Here is a 20,621-nt window from a genome sequence, read left to right on the forward strand (position 1 = left end):
CACAGGCGCATAGGGAGGGGAACGGCAGTGACAGGGCATACGGCTAGACAAGGCATAGACAGTCATACCGTGCTTTATGGGGTTATCGGTGATCCGATTCGTCATTCGAAGTCGCCGATTATGATGAATCGGGCTTTTCTCGAAACGGGTATCAATGGGGCATACGCTGCGTTTCACATTACGGAAGATACGCTGGGGGATTTTATTCGCGGCGTGAGAGCAATGGGCATACGCGGCGTCAATGTGACGATACCGCATAAGCTGCGGGTCATGGATCTGCTGGATGAGATTCACGAGGGTGCCCGAGCAATTGGTGCCGTGAATACGATTGTGAACGACAATGGCCGTCTGATCGGCTACAATACGGATGGTATCGGCTATGTGCGGTCGCTGAAGGAAGAAGCTGCACCCTCTATAGAGGGCAAGCATATTGTGGTAGTCGGTGCCGGCGGCGCTTCCCGAGGCATCGTATATGCCTTGCTGCAGGAGAAGCCTGGGCGCATTACGATCACGAACCGTACTGTTGCGCGGGCGGAAGAGCTCGCGGCATCTCTGGCGGGCGGCGGCGGTATTCGGCTTGAGGCTTCATCCAGCGATTCTTTGGAAGAGCTGTGCGGGGAAGCGGACATTGTCATTAATACGACTTCGGTGGGCATGTTCCCGCAGGTGGATCAGTCACCTGTCCCAGGGCACTGGCTGAAGCGGGGCGCTGTTGCTAGCGATCTGATCTACAACCCGCTGAAGACTAAATTTCTGCGTGACGCGGAGCTTCAAGGCTGTATCGCTCATGGAGGGCTGGGTATGTTTATTTATCAAGGGGCCTATGCGTTCGAATATTGGACAGGCCAACCAGCGCCTGTTGCGGCGATGAGAGAAGGGGTGCTTGCTGCGCTTCAACTATAGGCGCGTGCGGCTACGAGCAAGGAATTATTCAAATAATAGCAAGATTGATGCAGACGAAAGAAGGATGTCCATAATGTTAACTGGCAAACAAAAACGTTTTTTGCGCTCGCAAGCGCATCATCTCCAACCGATCTTCCAGGTCGGCAAAGGAGGAACCAATGATCATTTGGTTCGCCACATTGAAGAGGCAATTGAGACAAGGGAGCTTATTAAAGTGTCCGTACTGAACAATTGTCTTGACGATCCGAAGGAAATCGGAGCAGAAGTCGCGGCTGCAGCCCGCGCAGAGCTCGTACAGGTGATTGGCAAGACGATCGTATTGTACAAGGAATCCAAGGACCATAAGAAGATCGAGCTGCCGAAAAAATAAAGCTGTCCTCATGAACCTGCTGGTTCAGACGCAGCTTGGCGATCAATCGCAGGAGGAGAGCGGCAGTGAGGAAAATAGGCATTATGGGCGGTACATTCGATCCGATCCATATCGGTCATCTCATTGCGGCCGAGACTGCATGGGAACATGGGAATCTGGATGAGGTCTGGTTCATTCCGACGGCAGACCCGCCTTTGAAAGAAACGACTCCTTCCACGCTAGCCGCGGATCGTTACGAGATGACACGATTGGCTGTGGTGGGGAATGACCGTTTCCGGGCGGTGGATGTCGAGATCAAGCGGGGAGGCGTAAGCTACTCCATTGATACAGTGAAACAGCTTCAGGGGCAGCATCCGGCATGCTCCTTCTCCTATATTATCGGCTCCGATCGTATCAATGATCTGCCGAAGTGGAATCGTATTCAGGAGCTTGCTGATATTGTCGATTTCATCGGTCTGGAGCGTCCGGGTGACAAGCCTCGTCTGGATCAGCTCCCACCTTATTTGCAGCGATCGCTTCGCATGGTAGAGATGCCGCAGATCGGGATCTCGTCGACAGCGATCAGAATGCGTCTGCTGGAAGGGGCTGCGCTCCGCTATTGGGTGCCGGAGCCTGTTCGCGATTATATAAGGAGGCATGAACTGTATGGATCGACAACGCATCATGGAGCTGGTCCGGGCTGAGATGCCCGAACGGCGCTGGCGCCATACGGAAGGCGTGATGGAGACCGCTATATCGCTATCACGACGGTACGGTGAAGATCCCCAACGTGCAGAGCTTGCCGCCATAATTCATGACGTCGCCAAGTTCTGGCCCATCGAACGCCAAGGCAACGCTATTCGGGACAACGGGTTGAACCTGGACGTTCTGGACTATGATAAAGAACTATGGCACGCCGTCGTCGGCGCATGGGTCGCGGAACATGATTTCGGCGTGACGGATGTTGGCGTGCTGGATGCTATTCGGTACCATACTTCCGGCCGGCGTGGGATGAGCAAGCTGGAGAAGATCGTATGGCTGGCCGATTATATTGAGCCCGGACGGGACTTTCCGGGAGTCGATGCGATCAGGGCGCTTAGTGAGGAACATTTGGAGAAAGCGGTGCTAGCCGGATTAGACGGAACGATCGGATTTCTGATCGCCAAAGGAAAACGGATTTATCCCTTAACGATTGAAGCACGCAATGGGATGCTTGAGGAGTTAAACGCGTAAAAATCGAAGGAGGTTTATAATGGCTGTACAATCAAAGCAACTAATGGAAATTGCGGTAGGTGCCGCTGAAGATAAAAAAGCAATGGACGTAATCGCACTGGATTTGAAGGATATTTCGCTTGTAGCAGACTATTTCATCATCTGCAGCGGCAATTCAGATACTCAGGTGCAAGCAATCGCAACGGAGGTGCGTAAGCAGGCGGATATCGCCGGTGCGCGCGTTCGCGGCATAGAGGGGATGGACTCCGCCAGATGGGTGTTGATCGATTTGGGCGACGTTGTTGTTCATGTCTTCCACCGCGAAGAACGTGAGTACTACAATATCGAAAGATTGTGGACCGATGCTAAGGTCGTAGAATTCGCATGAGTCTGATTGCCGGACAAACTTATACGCTTAAAATATCGCGCGAGGTGTCGCCTTACGGTTACTTCCTCAGCGATGGTGAATCGGAAGTGTTGCTTCATTACACTGAACTGATTGGTTCGAAGCCTCAAGTAGGCAATTCGGTTGAGGTCTTCATCTATTACGATTCTGAGGATCGTATTGCAGCTACTATGAAAAAGCCGTTGTTTCAATTGGATGAGCTAGCGCGCCTGCGCGTGGTAGATGTGCATCCCAAGCTGGGCTGTTTCCTGGAGATGGGGCTGAGCCGTCATCTGCTGCTGCCGCTGTCGGAGCTGCCGGAGAGCATCACTTATCGTCCGCTGCCCGGTGATGAAGTATTCGTCAAGATGCAGCATGACAAGATCGGAAGGCTTGTGGCGAAGCTGGCATTCCAGGAAGATCTCTCTCCGCTAGTGTTCCATGCACCCGATGCATGGGGTAATACGTGGGTAGAGGGCTGGGTGACGAAGACGCTGCAGATGGGCTCGTTCGTCATCGTAGACGGAGGCGTCATCGGATTCGGCGTATATGGACTTATTCCAAGCCCGGATCGTACAAGAGCGCTGCGCCTCGGTGAACGCGTGCGCGCCCGCGTTACGTTCATCCGCGAGGATGGCCGTGTCAATCTGTCCATGACTGAACGCAAGGAAGTGGGACGGGTGGAGGATGCCGACCGTTTGCTTGCGTTCCTGAAGGAACGTCCGGGCGGCGGCATGCCGTATTCCGATCAGACGGAAGCGGAGACGATCAAGCAAAGATTCGGCATCAGCAAGTCAGCGTTCAAGCGTGCGCTCGGCAAGCTTATGAGGGAAGGACTTGTGACGCAGAAGGGCAGTTGGACTTATTTGGCTTCCACTGAGGAACCGACTGCAGGCGCAGAAGGAGTGGAGAAAGAGTGAGCCAATCGTACGGGCAATTCGCGCTCGTGTACGACCAGTTGATGGAGGATATGCCCTATGCCGAATGGCTAGGCTTCGCCAGAGCGGGCTGGTCTCGTTATGGCATGCCGTCAACGGTTGTGGATCTGGGCTGCGGCACGGGCAGTCTATCTATTCCGCTGGCGCGCTCCGGATTCCATGTGTACGGCATCGACTTGTCCGCGGATATGCTCTCCGTTGCCCGCAGCAAGTGGGAGGAGACACCTCAGCAGGTGATGCGTCCCCGTGCCGGCACAATCAGGTGGCTTCAGCAGGATATGCGCCGCTGGGAGATGGCAGCGCCGGTTGACGCGGTTATTTCATTCTGCGACTGCTTGAATTATTTGACGGAGGAAGCGGATGTGGAAGCAGCATTCCGCGCAACCTTCGCCGCGCTGAAGCCAGGGGGATCATTCCTGTTCGACATGCATCCGCCGAAGCAATTTCTTCGATATGCAGATGAGCAGCCATTCGTTCTGGACGAGCGTGATATTGCGTATATCTGGACTTGCGATTTCGAGGAATCACGCTGTCAGATCGAGCATAATCTGACGATCTTCGCCCGTGATCGTGAAGCTTCCTTCTATCGGTTCGAAGAAACGCATAGGCAGCGTGCCTACGACCCAGACTGGATTGAAGCTGCGCTAAGGCGAGCAGGATTCACAGTGGTCGATCGTTATGCCGACTTCGAGCTGAAGCCTGCTGATGCCAATTCAGAACGTTTGTTTTTTGCAGCAATCAAATAAATTAATCCTAACAAGGCCTCCCTGCGTGGATACGCGGCGGAGGCCTGCTCTTGTCTACGGACAGGCATTCGAAGCTAATGCAAGAAGCGAGTTCACTGTGATGGCTGTCATTGTCCTTAGACGCCTGGAAGGCCGCTGCATGAGATTGCAGCTTGGCGGAGAGCAAGTAGTTGGCTTTTGTCCCAAAGTCCCGTCTTAGGACCCCTGAGCGCGTCGAGAGGATAGACCTAGGATCCATCTCTTTCTCTCCTTAGAACATGTCGAATCCAAGATTTTCACGCCGAAACCCGTCGTGTTTCTTCTATATATAGTAGGCATAAAATTCGCTATTGTTCGACAAATGCAATTTGTCGTTTTTTATGCCAGGTTTTATTGCGGCTTATTCTCTCAGAGCATCCTTGAGGCGGCTGTTCATGGACGCTGCGGATGAGGCTCGTCTCGCCGCTGCATCCCTGTACTTCCGATTCTCGTCCTCCAGACGCTTGCATTTCTTCTCCAGCTCCTCTAAATAGGGCAACAGGCCCGATTGCTCACGGCCGGCTTCACCAAGCAATTGGAGCAGCTCAAAGCGTGCTTCATCCGATGTCATTTTTTTCTCCATGGGTACCTCCAATATAGCTATAAAATGTCACTATCCCATCATAGCCGTATCTGTTAAAATAGTCGAGTGCGTCTTAAAAGCTGCTAAATAGGGATTCATAGTTTCTCCATAATTTTCATTGACGAGACCTATATCTTGATGTAAAATCAAAAACAGCAACTACATATTGATGATATAGTGTTTTTCACCATCTATCACTAGTATATCGTATTGAAGCGCGTCTGCCCGCTAGGGGCGGTCAGAAGCGCTTTTTGATTGCTGAAATTCAGTAAGGGAGCGGGTGCACGGTGCTAGTTGTCTACGATTCCAAAACGGGCAATGTCAAACGTTTCATCAACAAACTGAATATGCGTGCAGTACCGATCGATGAGCAGAGAGAGGTAGCTGAACCATTCGTGTTAGTCACCTATACAACAGGGTTCGGACAAGTGCCGGAGAAGGTCAACTCCTTCCTGGAATCGAACTACAACATGCTGCGCGGGGTATCTGCAAGCGGCAATCGCAATTGGGGACCGGGCTTCGCGAAGAGCGCGGATACGATCTCCCAGAAATACGATGTGCCTGTCATATTAAAGTTTGAGTTGTCGGGAACGAGTCAAGATACGTTACATTTTGTCGAAAGGGTGCAGGCCATTGAAGCATATTGAATTGAACAATGAATTGATGCAGCGCGGAGCGGACGGATTTTACCAACTGGAGAAAGACAAGGAAGCGGTAAGAGCGTTCATGGCGGAAGTGGACGAGAAAAGCGTGAAGTTCGATTCCTTGCGCGAGAAGCTGGATTATCTCATCGAGAACGACTACTATGATAACGTTTTCCAAAAATATACTTTTGAGCAAGTGGAAGCCGTATTTCATTTGACGGCGAACAGCGGCTTCGAATTCCAATCCTATATGGCGGCGTCCAAGTTTTACAAGGACTACGCGATGAAGACGAATAACAAAGCCCAATACTTGGAGCAGTATTCTGATCGTGTAGCGATCGTAGCGCTTAGTCTGGGTGAAGGCGACGCTGAACGTGCGCTTCGCATCGCGGAAGCCATGATCGAGCAGCGTCTGCAGCCGGCGACGCCAACATTCCTGAATGCGGGCAAGAGCCGCCGCGGCGAGATGGTATCGTGCTTCCTGCTGGAGATGGACGATTCCTTGAACTCCATCAACTACGTGCTGGGCACATGCATGCAGCTGTCCAAAATCGGCGGCGGCGTAGCGGTCAACCTATCCAAGCTGCGCGGACGCGGCGAGCCGATCAAAGGCGTGGAAGGCGCAGCGAAGGGCATCATGCCGGTGCTGAAGCTGATGGAGGATGCATTCTCCTACGCCGACCAGATGGGTCAGCGCAAAGGCTCCGGAGCAGGCTACTACAATATTTTCGGCTGGGACATCATTGAGTTCCTGGATTGCAAAAAAATTAACGCGGACGAGAAATCCCGCATTAAGACATTGTCCATCGGCCTGATCATTCCGAACAAATTTTATGAGCTGGCTGCGCAGAACCGTCCGCTTGTTGTCTTTGGACCGTTTTCGGTACAGAAGGCATACGGCAAGCATCTGGACGACATGGATATGGACGAGATGTACGAAGAACTGCTTGCCAATGACCAAGTAACGAAGAAAACGGTCATGAATGCGCGCGATATGTTGACGAAGATCGCTTCCATTCAGTTGGAATCCGGTTACCCGTACATTATGAATAAATCGAATGCCAACAGTGTGCACGCATTGAAAGATATCGGTTCGGTCAAGATGTCCAACCTGTGCACGGAGATCTTCCAATTGCAAGAAACCTCTGAAATCAATGACTATGGCTACGACGACGTCATTCGCCGCGACATTAGCTGCAACCTGGCGTCTCTCAATATAGTGAATGTAATGGAACGCGGAAAAGTAAAAGAATCCGTCCATGTCGGCATCGAAGCGCTGACGACAGTGAGCGACCTGTCGAAGATCGACAATGCTCCGGGTGTTCGCAAAGCGAACGAAGAGCTTCATTCCGTAGGTCTTGGCGCGATGAACCTGAACGGCTACCTGGCCAAGAACAAAATCGCTTACGAGAGCGATGAAGCAAAAGACTTCGCTAGCGCATTCTTCATGATGATGAACTACTACTCGCTGGAGAAGAGCATGGAGATCGCGAAGGAACGCGGTGCAACGTTCAAAGGCTTCGACCGTTCCGAATATGCGAAGGGCACATACTTCACACGTTACACGGAGACGGACTACCGTCCGAAGACGGATATCGTGAAGGAATTGTTCGAAGGCATCTACATCCCGTCCCCGCAGGACTGGGCAGAGCTGAAGGAAAAGGTGCAGCAGCATGGCTTGTACCACGCATACCGTCTGGCGATCGCGCCAACGCAAAGCATTTCCTATATCCAGAATGCGACATCCAGCGTAATGCCAATCGTGGAACATATCGAGACGCGCACCTACGCGAACTCGACGACGTATTACCCGATGCCTTACCTGTCGCAGGATAATTTCTTCTATTACAAATCGGCGTACAACATCAATCAGTTCAAGCTGATCGACCTGATCGCCGAGATCGGACAACATATCGACCAAGGCATCTCCAGCGTCCTGCACGTGAACAGCAACGTAACGACACGCGAGCTCGCGAGATTCTACGTTTATGCCGCTCAGAAGGGCCTGAAGTCGCTCTACTATACGCGGACGAAACGCCTGTCTGTCGAAGAGTGCACAAGCTGCGCCGTTTAATCCGGCTTACGAACGTATTATGATTATGCAGTAAAGAAGGAGCATGCCTACTATGAAAGCAGTTAACTGGAATCGTCCGGACGACGATTTTACGCTGACGTTCTGGCAACAGAATGTGATGCAGTTCTGGACGGACGAAGAAATTCCGTTATCCGATGATAAAATGGATTGGATGCAAATGACGGACGACGAGCGCACGCTGTACAAAAACGTGCTCGGCGGCCTGACGTTGCTTGATACCATACAAGGCGGCATCGGCATGCCGAAAATTTTGGAGCATGTGGACGGATTGCAGCGCAAGGCTGTATTGTCCTTCATGTCCATGATGGAGCAAATTCACGCCAAGTCGTACAGCAGTATTTTCACGACACTGGCTTCCGGCGAAGAAATCGACGCTATCTTCAAGTGGGTGGAAGAGAATCCGCAGCTTCAGAAGAAAGCGAACATGATTTCATCCTGGTATACAAATATTACGGGACCAAAAGAGCTGTACAAAGCGATGGCCGCATCCGTATTTCTGGAAAGTTACCTGTTCTACAGCGGTTTCTTCTATCCGCTGTACCTGGCAGGCCAGGGCAAGATGACAAGCAGCGGCGAGATTATCGACTTGATTCTTCGCGATGAGAGCATTCACGGCCTGTATGTGGGCGTACTTGCTCAGGAGCTGTTCGCTACGTTCAGCGCGGAAGAGCAAGCGGAGCTGCAAGCTGAGGTCTATGCGCTTCTTAATGCTCTGTACGAGAACGAAGTGACTTATACGGATGATCTGTACGGCACGCTTGGCCTGGAAGAGGAAGTAAAGACTTATGTCCGCTACAACGCGAACAAAGCGCTTATGAACCTTGGCATGGAGCCGCACTTCCCGGAAGAGCCGGTCAATCCGATCGTATTCAACGGCATCAGCACGCATACGAAGCAGCATGACTTCTTCTCCAAGAAGGGCAATGGCTACGTGCGCACGATTCATGTCGAGCCGCTGAACGACGACGATTTCGTGTTCAACTTCTAAATCGAAAGCTTGGCTCATAGGATCAATCATGATCGCTCTCGACTATGCCTTTTGGCAAGGCGGGGGCGATTTTTGCAAGAAATGTTGCTCTCTAGTAAGCTAATAGTAGCTAGAGCTTATTAGGTGGGAAACCACAAACGAATGATGCTGCAGCGCCTTGGGCGGAGGGATCGCAAGTGAATGTGAGGGAGCAGACGGGTTGATGAAGTCAATTGCAGTGAGGGAACTGGCCAGCCGCTTTAACCTTGAGGTGCTTGTGGGTTCCGAACATTTGGACAGAAGTATAGTAAAGGCTCGGGCGTATCGTCCGGGTCTGGAGTTTATGGGATACTTTGATTTCTTCCCGCAGGAGCATGTACAAATTCTCGGCAAAAAGGAAATTACGTATCTTCATCGTCTGACCGAGGATGAGCGCAACTTCCATATCGGCAATATCGTTAAGTATCATCCCCCTTGTTTTATCGTCACCGCTGGACAGGAGGGATTGAAGTATTTGACCAAGCATTGTGTGGAGGAAGGTATCCCGCTGCTTCGCACGCAGGAGCCTACCGCCGCATTCGTAGGGATGTTAGATGCCTATCTGTTGAAGGGGCTTGCGCCTGAAATTGCGGTACATGGCGTCTGCTTGAACGTATCGGGTATCGGTATTCTGCTGCGCGGCAAGTCTGGTGTCGGCAAAAGCGAGACGGCTCATACGCTGATCAGGCGCGGGCATAGGCTTGTCGCCGACGATATTGTCGTACTGAAGAAGCTGAGCTCACAGACGCTGCTGGGCAGCCATAATGAGAAGTCGAAGGAATTTCTTGCGCTGCGCAGCGTAGGACTGGTCAACGTGGTGCGTTTATACGGACGCAAGGCGTTTCAGGACGAGACGCGTATTACGCTCGATATCGAGTTGACGAGATGGCGTGAGAACGATTTGAACAATGACCTGGAGCTGGAGCCTCAGTATGTCGACTATATGGGCGTACAAATCCCGCATTTCGAAATTCAGCTGCAGCCGGGGCGCGACGTAGCCGGACTGATTGAAGCGGCGGCAAACAACTGGTACTTGAAGCAGCAGGGCTACAGCGCGGTTGAAGATTTTATGAAGCGGCTGGAATTCGATTAACGTTAACAAAGGCTTCATGCGAACATTTTCGAAAAAAACTATCCTTTAAATGGGAAGTCATGCTACACTAAAGTTGTGCAAGCTCATCCTATGTAAGTAAAGGGAGTGCCTTCTCTACCGGTTTTGTTCAACAAAACGTTAAGGAGGAACAAAGCGTGGAAAACTGCTCGATCGTCATCAAGCCTGCTTTGCAACTCGTTGGAATCAGTTATTGTGGTCCGTATTCATCCTTCCCGGATGAAGCGATCCGGTTGCAGACCGAGTTTCTCGCCAGAAAGCATGAATTGAACGATAATGTGAAGTCGATTGTGCTGTACAGCCCTTACTTCGGGAACGAAGCATTTGCAACCTATTGGGCCTGTTATGAGGTTCATCACCTGGAAGAAGTACCGGAAGGCATGGTGCAGCTAACGATTCCTGCCCATCGCTATGCGATGGTCGCAAGCTCTAATAAGCGGATTGGCGAAGGATACGAGCAACTGCATGCCTGGATAAATGCGAAGGGTCTCCGGAAGGATGAACAAGCTGTCTCCTTGGAGCTGTTCTATATCGATGAGCAGCATTGGGAGGAAGAGCCGGTTGAGCTTCTGATCCCGCTGAAAGACTAATGATACGAAGAGCTTGCGAAAAGCAGGTTCTTTTTTTTTGTAGAATAATGATGAGGCGGGCTGAGCTAGTGGGCCTTTATTACGATACGTGACCGATTTGTAAAATAGCTTATTGATTAACTTCATGAGGCAATCCTCATGATGGGTGATGGGAAGGGGAGTAGTAGTATGAGTATGGTCATGCATATTATAGATGCTTTTACTAACGAGAAATATAAAGGAAATCCAGCGGCGGTTTGTTTAGTAGAAGAAGCGATACCAGAATCTCGCATGCAAATTATTGCCTCGGAAATGAATGTGTCGGAGACCGCATTTGTTAGGCCTGGCGATGAGGGTTATTCATTACGCTGGTTTACGCCGAAGGCAGAGGTGGATCTATGCGGACATGCGACATTGGCTGCGGCTCATGCACTATGGGATACGGGGCGGCTAGCAGTGACACAGAGAGCTGTCTTTCAGACGAAAAGCGGGATCTTGACGGTGGAACGGGATGGAGAGTGGATGATTATGGATTTCCCTTCCGAACCGGCAGCGCCGACCGAGGCACCGAAGGAGCTTATCGAGGCGCTTGGGCTTATACCGAGGTATGTGGGCCGCAATCGAATGGACTACTTGGTCGAGGTAGACAGCGAGGCAACGGTACGAACCTTGCAGCCGGACTTTCAATTGCTGAAGACGTTGCAGACTAGAGGTGTAATCGTGACAAGCGCAGCAGAAAAGAAGGGAGAGGGAGCGAGCTTCGACTTCATATCTCGTGCATTTTTCCCTGGGATCGGTGTAGATGAAGATCCCGTAACAGGTTCGGCTCATTGTGCATTGGCTCCATATTGGGCCAAGCGTCTTCGCAGAGAGGCGTTAATCGGCTATCAGGCTTCTGAAAGAGGCGGTTATGTTCGGGTACAGTTAAAGGGCGAGCGGGTACTGCTATCCGGACAAGCAGTCACCGTACTTCGCGGCGAGCTTACTGAATGATTTGTAGGAAGAAGGTCGTTCTTCAAATTCAGTGGAGATAAGTTTGGCAGTGTTCTGTTCTTCATGGCCGAAGCAAACGGAGCAAGTAAATGTTCTGGAGAAGCGGTAGCGTTCGCCTTTGTATCCGGATTCCAACCTATAAACGATAAGATCAAGGAATCCGGATACAACAGCGATCGGAAGAACATTTACTTGTGTAGTTAGCGTGTTTAGCCATGTTTGCTAAATGTTCCAGAGAAAAAGCCGTTTTCCAAGTTCATTGGAAATGAAAATTGTGATTGTTGAGTACTGTCCCTTCATGGCCGAAGCAAACGGAGCAAGTAAATGTTCTGGAGAAGCGGTAGCGTTCGCCTTTGTATCCGGATTCCAACCTATAAACGATAAGATCAAGGAATCCGGGTACAACAGCGATCGGAAGAACATTTACTTGCGCAGTTGCGTGTTTAGCCATGGTTTATTTATTCAGCAGCGACAAAGTTGCTTGGCTCGCTATTGATTTTTTGAACAGTCTGCTGAACGAGCTCCCACCCTTGATCAAATGAAAGAGACCCGCTCGCTACAGCCTTGAATTGCACATCAAATACATCAATCAGTTGAAAATACGCTTCATTGGCAAGTTTGACGTTCGAAGCTGCCGGAGTCACACCATCCAACTCGAAGATCGCCTCAGCCCCAAACTGGTTAAAAGTCAACTCGTCTCTGTAGGTAACGAAGCCAAACGGACTCTGGATATCCTCCCAACGTTTGGCTGCTTCTACGCTTATAACATCAGCTTCAATACGCTCTGCCCCCTCTTCACTCATGAGATACGCAATCATTCCCATCAGTTCGTCAATATACTCGCTCTCCGCATGAATAGCAAACGGATTCGTTGCATAGATAGGCATACGATAGTTATTCATAGGATCACGCGGCAGCTCAACAATAGACCAATCCTCCGGGGATTGGCCGGCATTCATTAAAGCTCGAATGTAATGGCCGCCAGTGATGTACAGCCCAGTATTATCGAAAGTACGGGGATTGTATATCTTGCTGTTTAGAAACTTCTCCTTCAAGCCATCCCCATAGATCTGTTCAAACAATTCCCGCCACTCTTGACGATCCAGCGTAAGCTGGTTGTCTTCAACGAGATTCCAACCCATAATCGTCCGGCCGAACCACTCCAACGCCGAAAATTGCGAGAAATTCGTAGTGTAGCTTTGTATATTCGGAGATTGTTCCTGAATCGATACGGCTGTTTGCCTGAACGTCTCCCAGGACATCGGACTTTCCGGTATTGCCACATTCAACTCGCTCAAGAGCTTATTATTTATAAACAAAACTTGTTTGTTAAATGTAGGAGATAAAGTTGTTAACGTCCCATCCCGTCGTGTTGCTTGATCGGCCAAAACTTGTTGATGCACATTTAGTTGAATCCCATACATATTCAGCAATGGGGCCAAATCCAGCAAAGGATAATTCTCTATGTAATAATCTGCCTGAAAGTTAAGAAAAAGATCCGCGTCCGCCTGTTCTATAATGGCTAAGATAGCTTCCATATAATCCTCAGGTGCAATATTTTTATTTGCCCATACCTCGCTTAAGGGGTCTCTCACTTCAAATGTAATATGGGGGAATTTTTCGCGTAATAGCGGCTCAAAGAGATGGAACCGTTCCACTGGCTCAGCTATTACCTTTACGGTGATTTCAGGCTGCTTTTCCTTGCCGATTCCGGGTAAGGTGCAGCCTTGGGCAAGAAAGGATAGAAGAAGCAAACAAGTGATCCACGCCGTACTACGTTTTTTCAATGCAAATCCTCCTTGAAAATGAGTTTATTTTATGGGAATTATTGTGCATTTAACTTCTCTATGTCAGACGAAGGGGGTCCATTTTTTGTTGCATAAGAGTAATATTTGAAATTTATAGTTGAATAAGCGAAAGCATAGCAAGTTCAGAAATAAAAAAAGAGAAGCATCGCGCATGCATCATGCATACGGATACTTCCCTCCTGTACTTATATGCTCATTCCTCTTTTGGAAGCGGGAATCGATTTATAGGCGGTGACGCGGTTTTTGCCATTCGCCTTGGAGTAATACATGGCTTCATCGGCGAGCTTAACCATTTCCTGAATCGTGGACGTGTCCTTGGTTGTGCAGAATCCGACACTGATGGTCACTATCGTCTCGGCTTCTACGCGCTTGCGGATCGATTCCGCTACAATCTCCGGCTTGACGCGGTCTGTGCTGATACAGGCCAGCAGTTCCTCTCCGCCATAGCGGCCTGCAGCGCCGATGCCGCTGGCTTCTTCTTTAATAATCTCAGCCACTCGCTTCAAGACCCCATCGGCTTGATGATGGCCCTGCGTATCGTTCAATCTCTTGAAGTTGTCAATATCGCAGAAAATAACGGCAACTGACTTGCTGCTTGCCAGCAAGCCCTCTGCTTTGGAACTAAAGTGGCGTCTATTGTATAGTCCGGTCAGGCCATCGACAATGGATGATTGATAAGTCGACATTAGCCGTTCGATAACCCATTCGAACAACAGGATGAACAGGAGCGAGAAGTACAGAATCGGCATCAGCATCGCGAGCAGCAGCAGCCATGGCTGCGATCCGTGGAATACATAACCTTCCGCGACACGTGCCAGCTCATAGATGAAGAAGACGACAAGCCCAGCATAATATTTGTTGTTCATGTCGGCGTTTCGCGTTGCAAGCAATATAATAAGGGTAACGACTATGCTGTAGACATCGAGCATCGGAAATGAGAAATCCCCGACCGTTCTGTCCATGCCTTCGAATGGCTGGATCATAATCTGAATGGCAGCCAAGCATACGGTCGCGAATGACATGATAGCGAATGGAATAATCCGGAGCTGCGCGGAACGGTAGGTATATAATTTCATGAATACAAAGTTTATAATAATAAAAGATACAATGTGCAGCACATCAGACAAGAGATACAGCGATGGGGAGAGATTCCATCCTGGGAATGCCAGTGCCACCAAGGCGGCTTGCCGCGCGATGCTAAGTGAAATGGCCGTAATGAGCAGCCTGTAGGTATGCTTGTTACGGTAGCTTACATATAACTTGATGGACATGAAAAGCATCAGTATCAGAATGACGATTACCGATGAAGATGAGAATAGTTGTCCGTTCGGGCCTGTCAGCCATTGCATGATTGTCATCGTCCGACCACCAATATTGTAGGATGGGAAGAAACTTTACAGAAACATACGTTCTATTATATCATAATTTAGTAGATGTTGAACCTTTAAGTTAATGAGCATTCGAAGCGAACACCGCTTTAGAACCTATCAGGAGCTGGGACAAATGAATATACTGCAAGCGTTATTTTTTCCTCCGGAACAGCCCGGCGGCGTATCGTCCATGGTCCCTTACATTCAAGAACGCTTCCATAAGCTCGGATGGGGCATGGAATTATTCTCCCTCCCGAAGCGAGTAAGGAACAAAGGCCAGGAAGAGGTCACGTTCCAAACGTTTGATCATACCCCTTATATCGGCAATTCGCTCGTCGATAAATATATCCAGACTTATAAAGATTACGTATGGTGGACGCGTATGCGAATTCAGAAGCCCTATGACATCATCCACGCGCATCATCCCATCGCTGCGATGGTCATGAAGGATCTATTCCCGGATACTCCGCTTGTCATGACGCTTCACTCCAGCTATGAGCGCGAGCTTATTCTGAATGGCAAGATTAAAGAGGGCAGCGTAGAGCATCGCTTCCTGACTTCAATATATCGCGAGCTGGAATCCAAGGTCGATAAGCTAATGACCGTCTCGGAATCATTTCGATCCTATCTTGCGCCGTTCATCGATCATCCAGAACGTATCAAAATCATTCCCAATGGCTTCGACGAGAAGCGATTCAAGCCTATTGCTCATGAAAACGAAGTCACGCAACTTATTACCGTCTGCCGGCTTGTCCCTGCCAAAGGACTCGATGTGCTGCTTGCTTCATGTGCGGAACTGAAGCGCAGAGGCCATCCATTTGTCCTGCATATAATTGGGGACGGTCCAATTCGAGAAGAGTTGGAGGAGTTGGCTCAGAAGCTGGGTCTGTACGATGATATCATTTTTTATGGATACATGCTGCATCCGGAGGAGTTTATGCCGTTTTTCGATGTTTTTGTATTGCCCTCCCGCGCTGAGGCATTCGGCTCCGTATTTGCCGAGGCAGCCCTCTGCTGGCTGGCGCTTGTGGGCACGAATGTTGGGGGGATTTCGGAGCAGATCGAGGACGGCGTGAACGGCCTGCTTGTACCGCCTGAGAATCCAGAAGCGCTTGCGGACGCGCTTGAGAAGGTGCTTATCGATCCGACGTACCGTTACAACTTGGCCCGTTCCGGCTGGGATAAAGCGAAAAAGGTCTATTCATTGCAGCGCGTTATCTCCCAGTTGAAGAAGGTGTACAACGAAGTGAACGCGGCTGAGAACGCTCAGTAGTAAGCTTCACTAATGAGATCAAATAAAAGGCTGGTGACAGCATGAGTGTGTCATTTCGGTTCATCCACGCAGCCGATTTTCATTTGGACAGTCCGTTCAAAGGTCTGTCGAAGGCGCCGGATGCCGTAAGGAAAGGGTTGATGGATTCAACCTTCGCCGCTTTGAAGAAGCTGACGGATCTTGCGATTGCCGAAGAAGTTGATTTTATCGTAATTGCAGGCGATCTCTTCGACGAGGCCGACCGTTCTCTGCGCGCACAGCTTGCTTTGCTTCAAGAGTGGGAACGTCTTGCGGCTGAGGGCATATCGGTCTATGCGATTCATGGCAATCACGATCATCTTGGCGGCAGACGTGCACGGCTTGAGCTTCCGCCGAATGTACATATATTCGGCTCGGCTCGGCCTGCAGGGCTTCCGGCTTATCGGAAATCGGGAGAGCTGGCGGCATACGTCTATGGCATGTCTTACGGAGAACGGGCGGAGACGCGCAACCTGGCGATTTCATATCAGGCTGCGCCGGAAGCGCCTTATCATATTGCGCTGCTGCATGGCAATGTGGGTGGCAACGCTTCACATGACCCCTACGCGCCATGTACGTTGGAGCAGCTAATCGGCAGCGGCTTTGATTATTGGGCGCTTGGACATATTCATAAGCGCGAGCTGCTGCATGAGTATCCGCATGTCGCTTATGCAGGCAATCTGCAGGGACGGAATCCGAAGGAAACCGGTGCCAAGGGCTGTTATTTGGTTGATGTATCGGAAGGTAAAAGAGTCGATATGCGCTTTATGCCGCTGGATAAGGTACGGTGGCTGGAGTTAGATCTATCGATCGAAGATGTTTCGACCGAGCAGGAGCTGCTTCGAAGAATGGAGCGGCGAGTTGCACAGTGCAGAGAAGAGGAAAGCGGCTCCTCCGTCATGCTGCGGCTGCGATTGGTAGGCAGCGGGAGTCTTCACCGAACGGTTAGCCAGGAGGCAGCGCTTGCCGCTTGGATTGAACAATTGCAAGCGACAGAGCCTATCTATTCGGACGAGCAATGGACGTATGTCTATGGACTGGTGTCATCCACGAACGCCCCAATCAACTGGCATATGTTGCAGGACGAAGACAGTTTTGCCGGCGAGTTGTTCCGACTTAGCGACAGGACTGGACAGGATGAAGCGAAATGGCGGGAACTGGCGGAACAAGCCATTGGGGATATGTCGAATCATCCCAAGTTGAATCGGCTCGGCCAGGCGAAGTGGGACGTGCTTCCGAAGGAGTGGCTTCAGCAGGCGAAGGAACTGACATTAAGTTTGATTGCTGATGCTGGAGAGAACAACCGCCGCCCATCCTAATAAACGGGGCGGCAATGGCTCGGCCAGCGGGGCCAGGCAGGAGGATGCGGTATGAGGCTGCAAGAAGCTTTTATAGAAGGATACGGACGGTTTCATGACCGGCGCCTGGATTTGGATGCGCCGGTTATTGTCGTTTATGGACCAAATGAAGTGGGCAAAAGCACACTGTTCGGTTTTTTGAGGACGATGCTGTATGGCTTTGCGCGCCGTTCTCACCCCGTACTTCGCGCCGAGCCGCTGCATGGTGGACGACATGGTGGACGGCTCTTGTTTCGTGATGGGACAGGAAAGTCCTATTATCTACTCCGACACGCGGATGAGGCGGGCGGCAAGCCTAGACTGCGGGAAGCTACGACACCTTGGGATTCCGTTAGCGAGTCCATAAGCCTGGAAGAAAAGGCGATGGAGCAGCGAGCGTGGGAGACCGATTATTTGGGCGGCATCCAGGAGCGCTTATTCCGTGGATTATTTGCAGTAACGCTTACAGAACTGCAGGAAGTGGGTCTATTGTCGGGCGCGGAGCTTGGCCGCCATCTGTATCAGGCAGGCTGGGAGAGCGGCGGTGCGGTAGCGGCTGCCGAGAAAGAGATTAACCAGGAGCTGGAGCTCCTGTTCAAGCCCAAAGGGTCCAATCAGCGCGTAAATGCCGAGCTGAAGAAGCTGGAACAGCTAGAGGCCGAATGGAGAAGGCTCGAAGACGGCATAGACAATTATAATCATCTTAGGCAACAGGAAGCGGAAACTGCCAATGCGCTTAAGGTTATATCAGAGGGGTTGCCCCTGGTGCAGATGCAGCTCAGACATATACAGAAGGCGCTGGCCTCCAGACCAGCTTGGCTGCGGGTGAGACAGATAGCCGTTGAGGCTGAGCAGTACCAGTACACAGAATCGCTCGCTTTCGGTGCAGAGCACGCGTGGCATGAATGGCTGCGCAAGCGTCAAGACGCTGAAGAGAAGAGGGATACTCTGAAGCTGGAAGCTGGCAGGCTGGAGCGTCAGCTGGCGAGTTTGCTCTATGATGATCATTTGATCGCTAAGACGGTAGATACCGAAGCTGCGCTGCAATCCTCTGAACGGATGAAGGCGATAAAAGAGCAAGTCTCGGAATGGGATAGCGAGCTGCGGCAGTTGGATGAGACAATCGGCGAATTGGTTGCGAGCATATCGCCGGAGTGGACGGAGCGTCAGCTTCGCGATTTGACCGTGACGATTGCGGAGCGCGACTATGCCCGTACTATGCAGGAGCGCACAGGGGCATTGCTTCGCCAGGAGGAGCGTCTGGCGTCAGAGCATGATGCGCTTCGTCAGCAAGAGAAAGAGCTAGTCATGTTGCTGGACGAAGCCAGGACCCGAATGACTAGAGCGAAGCAGTCACTTAACGACAGCGCACAGGGGCGCTTCGCGCTCTATCCAGCTTCCAAGAGCAGTCTCATGGCAGCGTGGAACGAGCTCGACGATGCATTGAGAGAATGGGAGCTTGAGTCGGGATCGGATGTAGGGACGCTGCACGACACTGATAAAGCTCGTCATGCTTTTTCACGTTTAGCAGGGGTGATTCTCGCGACTGGAGCCGCAATTGGACTTGGCATCGCCTCGGCACTTGGCTGGCTTGATCAAGCGGGCATACTTGGCACTGTCGCAGCTGTGGGAGCAGGCGGCATCGCCGTTGGTTTAATGATCAGTTTGCGATCGACAGGTGCTTCCGCGAGCAAGAACTCGCGATCAGTTGGCGGAAGAGGCCGCCGCGGTGCAGTCGCTCAAGGTGAGCAGCGGGTTCGCCAGGCGCTGGGCGGCATGGTGAAGGATGGGGATAGCCGGATGGAGGAGCTGCTTATGCAGTTCCGCCAGAGTCTGTCGACTAACTCCGGCGGCATGTTCCGCGGGCTGATCCGCCAAGAGGTTCAAGACCGTATTGAGGCCATCGGCGATTATGAGCTTTGGCGCTCGAAGCATGATGAGACAGAGGGTCGACTGGCGCGCCAGCGTGATTCCATCGGAGAGAGCGAGGCTGCGGCGAATGAGATGAAGCGACGTTCGGAAGTCTTCGCTGAGCAATGGAGCGCATGGCTGGCAGAACGATCGTTAACCGGCACAATGTCGTCAGCGGCGGCGCTTGAAGCATTCGAGCTGGCGGAGGAAGCATTGGAGCAGCTGAAAAGGTATGACCGATTGACGATTCGGCGTGAGGAGGCATGTGCAGAGCTGTCCCGGTATGAACGAAAAGCGGGGCAATTATGCGAAGGCAACCAACAAGCCGAGCGCATGCTTCAACAAGATGCAGGGCTTGCCTTACAAAGTCTGCTGGCGGAGTGCAGACGCCAGGCTGACATTCGGAAGGAAGCTCGCACGCTAGAAGCGGGCTTACAGGAAATAAGTCTGGTGCTGGTTGATGCAGAGAGAAAGCTGGATGCTGTGGGGCTGGAGATCGGTGCTGCAATCCGGGAAGCGGGGCTATCGCTGGAAGCGGAATATGTGGCGGCTCTTGAACATTTTCGTTTAAGAACAGACTTAATGGATGAGCGGCTGAAGCTTGAGATTGAGCTTACAGCAGGTTTGACGAATGAGGAATGGCATGAGGTGGAGCAGCTTCTGAATCATGCCGATGAAGAGATGCTGTCGAGCCGGCTGGAGGACATTCGGCAGGAAGAAACCCGATTTATTCAGGATCAGCAGGAGCTGCTGGAACGAAAGGGTGCGTTGGGCGCGGCTCTGGAGCAGCTTCGACAGGAGGGGGAGCGACAACGTCTACTTGCAGAGCGAGAGATGGTTCTGGCTGGCCTGGATGCCGATATGGAGCGTTATGCGGTTCTGTCGGTAAGCCGATCCCTAATTGAGCATACGAAGCGCATCTACGAACAGGAGAAACAGCCGATCGTATTGCGCCATGCATCTTCTTATATGAACAAGCTGACGGAGGGCCGTTATGTGAGAGTAAGCGCCGATCCAAGCCGTTCAGGCATTCAGGTCGAGGACAAGGGACATGCTGTGCTGGATAGCGGGTTCTTAAGCCGCGGTACGGCTGAGCAGCTCTATCTGTCTATGCGTCTTGCATTGGCGAAGGAATCTTCATCAAGCAGCAAGCTTCCGCTTATGCTGGACGACCTCTTTGTTCATTTCGATGGCTCCAGATTAAAGGCTGCCGCTGCGTTAATGGCGGAGCTGTCCGAGGAACGCCAAATTCTGTTCTTCACCTGCCAGGAGCATACGCGTGATGCCTTGATGGCCGCATGCTCGGAGGCTAAGCTTGTAAATCTCGATATGGCCGCGGCTAGCCGTTAGTT

19 protein-coding genes are annotated in these 20,621 nt (G+C 51.3%); 16 read left to right on the forward strand and 3 right to left on the reverse strand.

Annotation, left to right across the window (positions count from 1 at the left end; translation table 11 throughout):
* Positions 1-27 precede the first annotated feature (27 nt).
* From DX130_RS03475 to DX130_RS03505, 7 genes are all read left to right on the forward strand, one after another.
* Positions 28-903 carry a shikimate dehydrogenase gene (locus DX130_RS03475; RefSeq protein WP_240644305.1) on the forward strand — a complete coding sequence of 292 codons (876 nt, stop codon included), beginning with the start codon at positions 28-30 and terminating at the stop codon, positions 901-903.
* Between the two features lie 73 nt (positions 904-976).
* A complete protein-coding gene (gene yhbY, locus DX130_RS03480; protein ID WP_116042863.1) occupies positions 977-1,273 on the forward strand; it encodes a ribosome assembly RNA-binding protein YhbY in 297 nt (98 codons plus the stop codon).
* A 65-nt stretch (positions 1,274-1,338) separates the two neighbouring features.
* Positions 1,339-1,956, forward strand: coding sequence for a nicotinate-nucleotide adenylyltransferase (gene nadD, locus DX130_RS03485; RefSeq protein ID WP_116042865.1), 618 nt, complete (start codon positions 1,339-1,341; stop codon positions 1,954-1,956).
* The gene (yqeK, locus tag DX130_RS03490; RefSeq protein ID WP_116042867.1) at positions 1,919-2,485 is read left to right on the forward strand and encodes a bis(5'-nucleosyl)-tetraphosphatase (symmetrical) YqeK; all 567 of its coding nucleotides are present in this window, start codon (positions 1,919-1,921) and stop codon (positions 2,483-2,485) included. Before nadD ends, yqeK begins: the two co-directional genes overlap by 38 nt.
* A 19-nt stretch (positions 2,486-2,504) precedes the next feature.
* Positions 2,505-2,852 carry a ribosome silencing factor gene (rsfS, locus tag DX130_RS03495; protein ID WP_116042869.1) on the forward strand — a complete coding sequence of 116 codons (348 nt, stop codon included), beginning with the start codon at positions 2,505-2,507 and terminating at the stop codon, positions 2,850-2,852.
* Positions 2,849-3,769: a CvfB family protein gene (locus tag DX130_RS03500; protein ID WP_116042871.1), complete on the forward strand. Its 921-nt coding sequence runs from the start codon at positions 2,849-2,851 to the stop codon at positions 3,767-3,769. Before rsfS ends, DX130_RS03500 begins: the two co-directional genes overlap by 4 nt.
* 41 nt (positions 3,770-3,810) lie before the next feature.
* Positions 3,811-4,533: a class I SAM-dependent DNA methyltransferase gene (locus tag DX130_RS03505; protein ID WP_116045709.1), complete on the forward strand. Its 723-nt coding sequence runs from the start codon at positions 3,811-3,813 to the stop codon at positions 4,531-4,533.
* A gap of 379 nt (positions 4,534-4,912) precedes the next feature.
* Here the strand turns inward: DX130_RS03505 and DX130_RS03510 are convergent, their stop codons facing one another.
* Complete coding sequence (locus tag DX130_RS03510) at positions 4,913-5,134, reverse strand: hypothetical protein (RefSeq protein WP_116042873.1); 222 nt, start codon at positions 5,132-5,134, stop codon at positions 4,913-4,915.
* A gap of 287 nt (positions 5,135-5,421) precedes the next feature.
* Between DX130_RS03510 and nrdI the strand changes: the two genes are divergently transcribed.
* The 6 genes from nrdI (at position 5,422) to DX130_RS03540 (ending at position 11,552) form a co-directional block, all read left to right on the forward strand.
* The gene (nrdI, locus tag DX130_RS03515; RefSeq protein ID WP_116042874.1) at positions 5,422-5,781 is read left to right on the forward strand and encodes a class Ib ribonucleoside-diphosphate reductase assembly flavoprotein NrdI; all 360 of its coding nucleotides are present in this window, start codon (positions 5,422-5,424) and stop codon (positions 5,779-5,781) included.
* On the forward strand, positions 5,768-7,852 hold the full coding sequence (gene nrdE, locus DX130_RS03520) for a class 1b ribonucleoside-diphosphate reductase subunit alpha (protein WP_116042876.1): 2,085 nt from the start codon (positions 5,768-5,770) through the stop codon (positions 7,850-7,852). Before nrdI ends, nrdE begins: the two co-directional genes overlap by 14 nt.
* A gap of 52 nt (positions 7,853-7,904) precedes the next feature.
* Positions 7,905-8,861, forward strand: a complete 957-nt coding sequence (nrdF, locus tag DX130_RS03525; protein ID WP_116042878.1) for a class 1b ribonucleoside-diphosphate reductase subunit beta — start codon at positions 7,905-7,907, stop codon at positions 8,859-8,861.
* Positions 8,862-9,063: 202 nt separating this feature from the next.
* Entirely contained in the window at positions 9,064-9,972 is a 909-nt protein-coding gene (hprK, locus tag DX130_RS03530) for an HPr(Ser) kinase/phosphatase (protein WP_116042880.1), read from the forward strand.
* Between the two features lie 155 nt (positions 9,973-10,127).
* Positions 10,128-10,580: a GyrI-like domain-containing protein gene (locus DX130_RS03535; RefSeq protein ID WP_116042882.1), complete on the forward strand. Its 453-nt coding sequence runs from the start codon at positions 10,128-10,130 to the stop codon at positions 10,578-10,580.
* 168 nt (positions 10,581-10,748) lie between these two features.
* Positions 10,749-11,552, forward strand: a complete 804-nt coding sequence (locus tag DX130_RS03540) for a PhzF family phenazine biosynthesis protein (RefSeq protein ID WP_116042883.1) — start codon at positions 10,749-10,751, stop codon at positions 11,550-11,552.
* Between the two features lie 458 nt (positions 11,553-12,010).
* Here the strand turns inward: DX130_RS03540 and DX130_RS03545 are convergent, their stop codons facing one another.
* Both DX130_RS03545 and DX130_RS03550 read right to left on the reverse strand, forming a co-directional pair.
* Complete coding sequence (locus DX130_RS03545; RefSeq protein ID WP_116042885.1) at positions 12,011-13,339, reverse strand: extracellular solute-binding protein; 1,329 nt, start codon at positions 13,337-13,339, stop codon at positions 12,011-12,013.
* Between the two features lie 206 nt (positions 13,340-13,545).
* Positions 13,546-14,718: a GGDEF domain-containing protein gene (locus DX130_RS03550; protein ID WP_116042886.1), complete on the reverse strand. Its 1,173-nt coding sequence runs from the start codon at positions 14,716-14,718 to the stop codon at positions 13,546-13,548.
* Between the two features lie 145 nt (positions 14,719-14,863).
* On the opposite strand from DX130_RS03550, the gene DX130_RS03555 reads away from it, so the two are divergent.
* From DX130_RS03555 to DX130_RS03565, 3 genes are read left to right on the forward strand one after another with little or no spacing between them, the layout of a single operon-like run.
* Positions 14,864-16,003, forward strand: a complete 1,140-nt coding sequence (locus DX130_RS03555) for a glycosyltransferase family 4 protein (RefSeq protein WP_116042888.1) — start codon at positions 14,864-14,866, stop codon at positions 16,001-16,003.
* Between the two features lie 41 nt (positions 16,004-16,044).
* Complete coding sequence (locus DX130_RS03560) at positions 16,045-17,340, forward strand: metallophosphoesterase family protein (protein WP_116042890.1); 1,296 nt, start codon at positions 16,045-16,047, stop codon at positions 17,338-17,340.
* Between the two features lie 51 nt (positions 17,341-17,391).
* A complete protein-coding gene (locus DX130_RS03565) occupies positions 17,392-20,619 on the forward strand; it encodes an AAA family ATPase (protein WP_116042892.1) in 3,228 nt (1,075 codons plus the stop codon).
* Positions 20,620-20,621: the final 2 nt, after the last annotated feature.

The sequence above is a fragment of the Paenibacillus paeoniae genome, assembly GCF_003388735.1.
GTDB lineage: Bacteria > Bacillota > Bacilli > Paenibacillales > Paenibacillaceae > Pristimantibacillus > Pristimantibacillus paeoniae.

Excerpts from the sequence above, each read along its gene's own strand:
- hprK (WP_116042880.1), top strand. The coding sequence starts at position 9,064 with ATGAAGTCAATTGCAGTGAGGGAACTGGCCAGCCGCTTTAACCTTGAG.
- DX130_RS03540 (WP_116042883.1), top strand. The coding sequence starts at position 10,749 with ATGAGTATGGTCATGCATATTATAGATGCTTTTACTAACGAGAAATAT.
- DX130_RS03560 (WP_116042890.1), top strand. The coding sequence starts at position 16,045 with ATGAGTGTGTCATTTCGGTTCATCCACGCAGCCGATTTTCATTTGGAC.
- rsfS (WP_116042869.1), top strand. The coding sequence starts at position 2,505 with ATGGCTGTACAATCAAAGCAACTAATGGAAATTGCGGTAGGTGCCGCT.
- nrdF (WP_116042878.1), top strand. The coding sequence starts at position 7,905 with ATGAAAGCAGTTAACTGGAATCGTCCGGACGACGATTTTACGCTGACG.
- DX130_RS03550 (WP_116042886.1), bottom strand. The coding sequence starts at position 14,718 with ATGACAATCATGCAATGGCTGACAGGCCCGAACGGACAACTATTCTCA.
- DX130_RS03505 (WP_116045709.1), top strand. The coding sequence starts at position 3,811 with ATGGAGGATATGCCCTATGCCGAATGGCTAGGCTTCGCCAGAGCGGGC.
- yhbY (WP_116042863.1), top strand. The coding sequence starts at position 977 with ATGTTAACTGGCAAACAAAAACGTTTTTTGCGCTCGCAAGCGCATCAT.
- DX130_RS03565 (WP_116042892.1), top strand. The coding sequence starts at position 17,392 with ATGAGGCTGCAAGAAGCTTTTATAGAAGGATACGGACGGTTTCATGAC.
- DX130_RS03500 (WP_116042871.1), top strand. The coding sequence starts at position 2,849 with ATGAGTCTGATTGCCGGACAAACTTATACGCTTAAAATATCGCGCGAG.
- DX130_RS03555 (WP_116042888.1), top strand. The coding sequence starts at position 14,864 with ATGAATATACTGCAAGCGTTATTTTTTCCTCCGGAACAGCCCGGCGGC.
- yqeK (WP_116042867.1), top strand. The coding sequence starts at position 1,919 with ATGGATCGACAACGCATCATGGAGCTGGTCCGGGCTGAGATGCCCGAA.
- DX130_RS03510 (WP_116042873.1), bottom strand. The coding sequence starts at position 5,134 with ATGGAGAAAAAAATGACATCGGATGAAGCACGCTTTGAGCTGCTCCAA.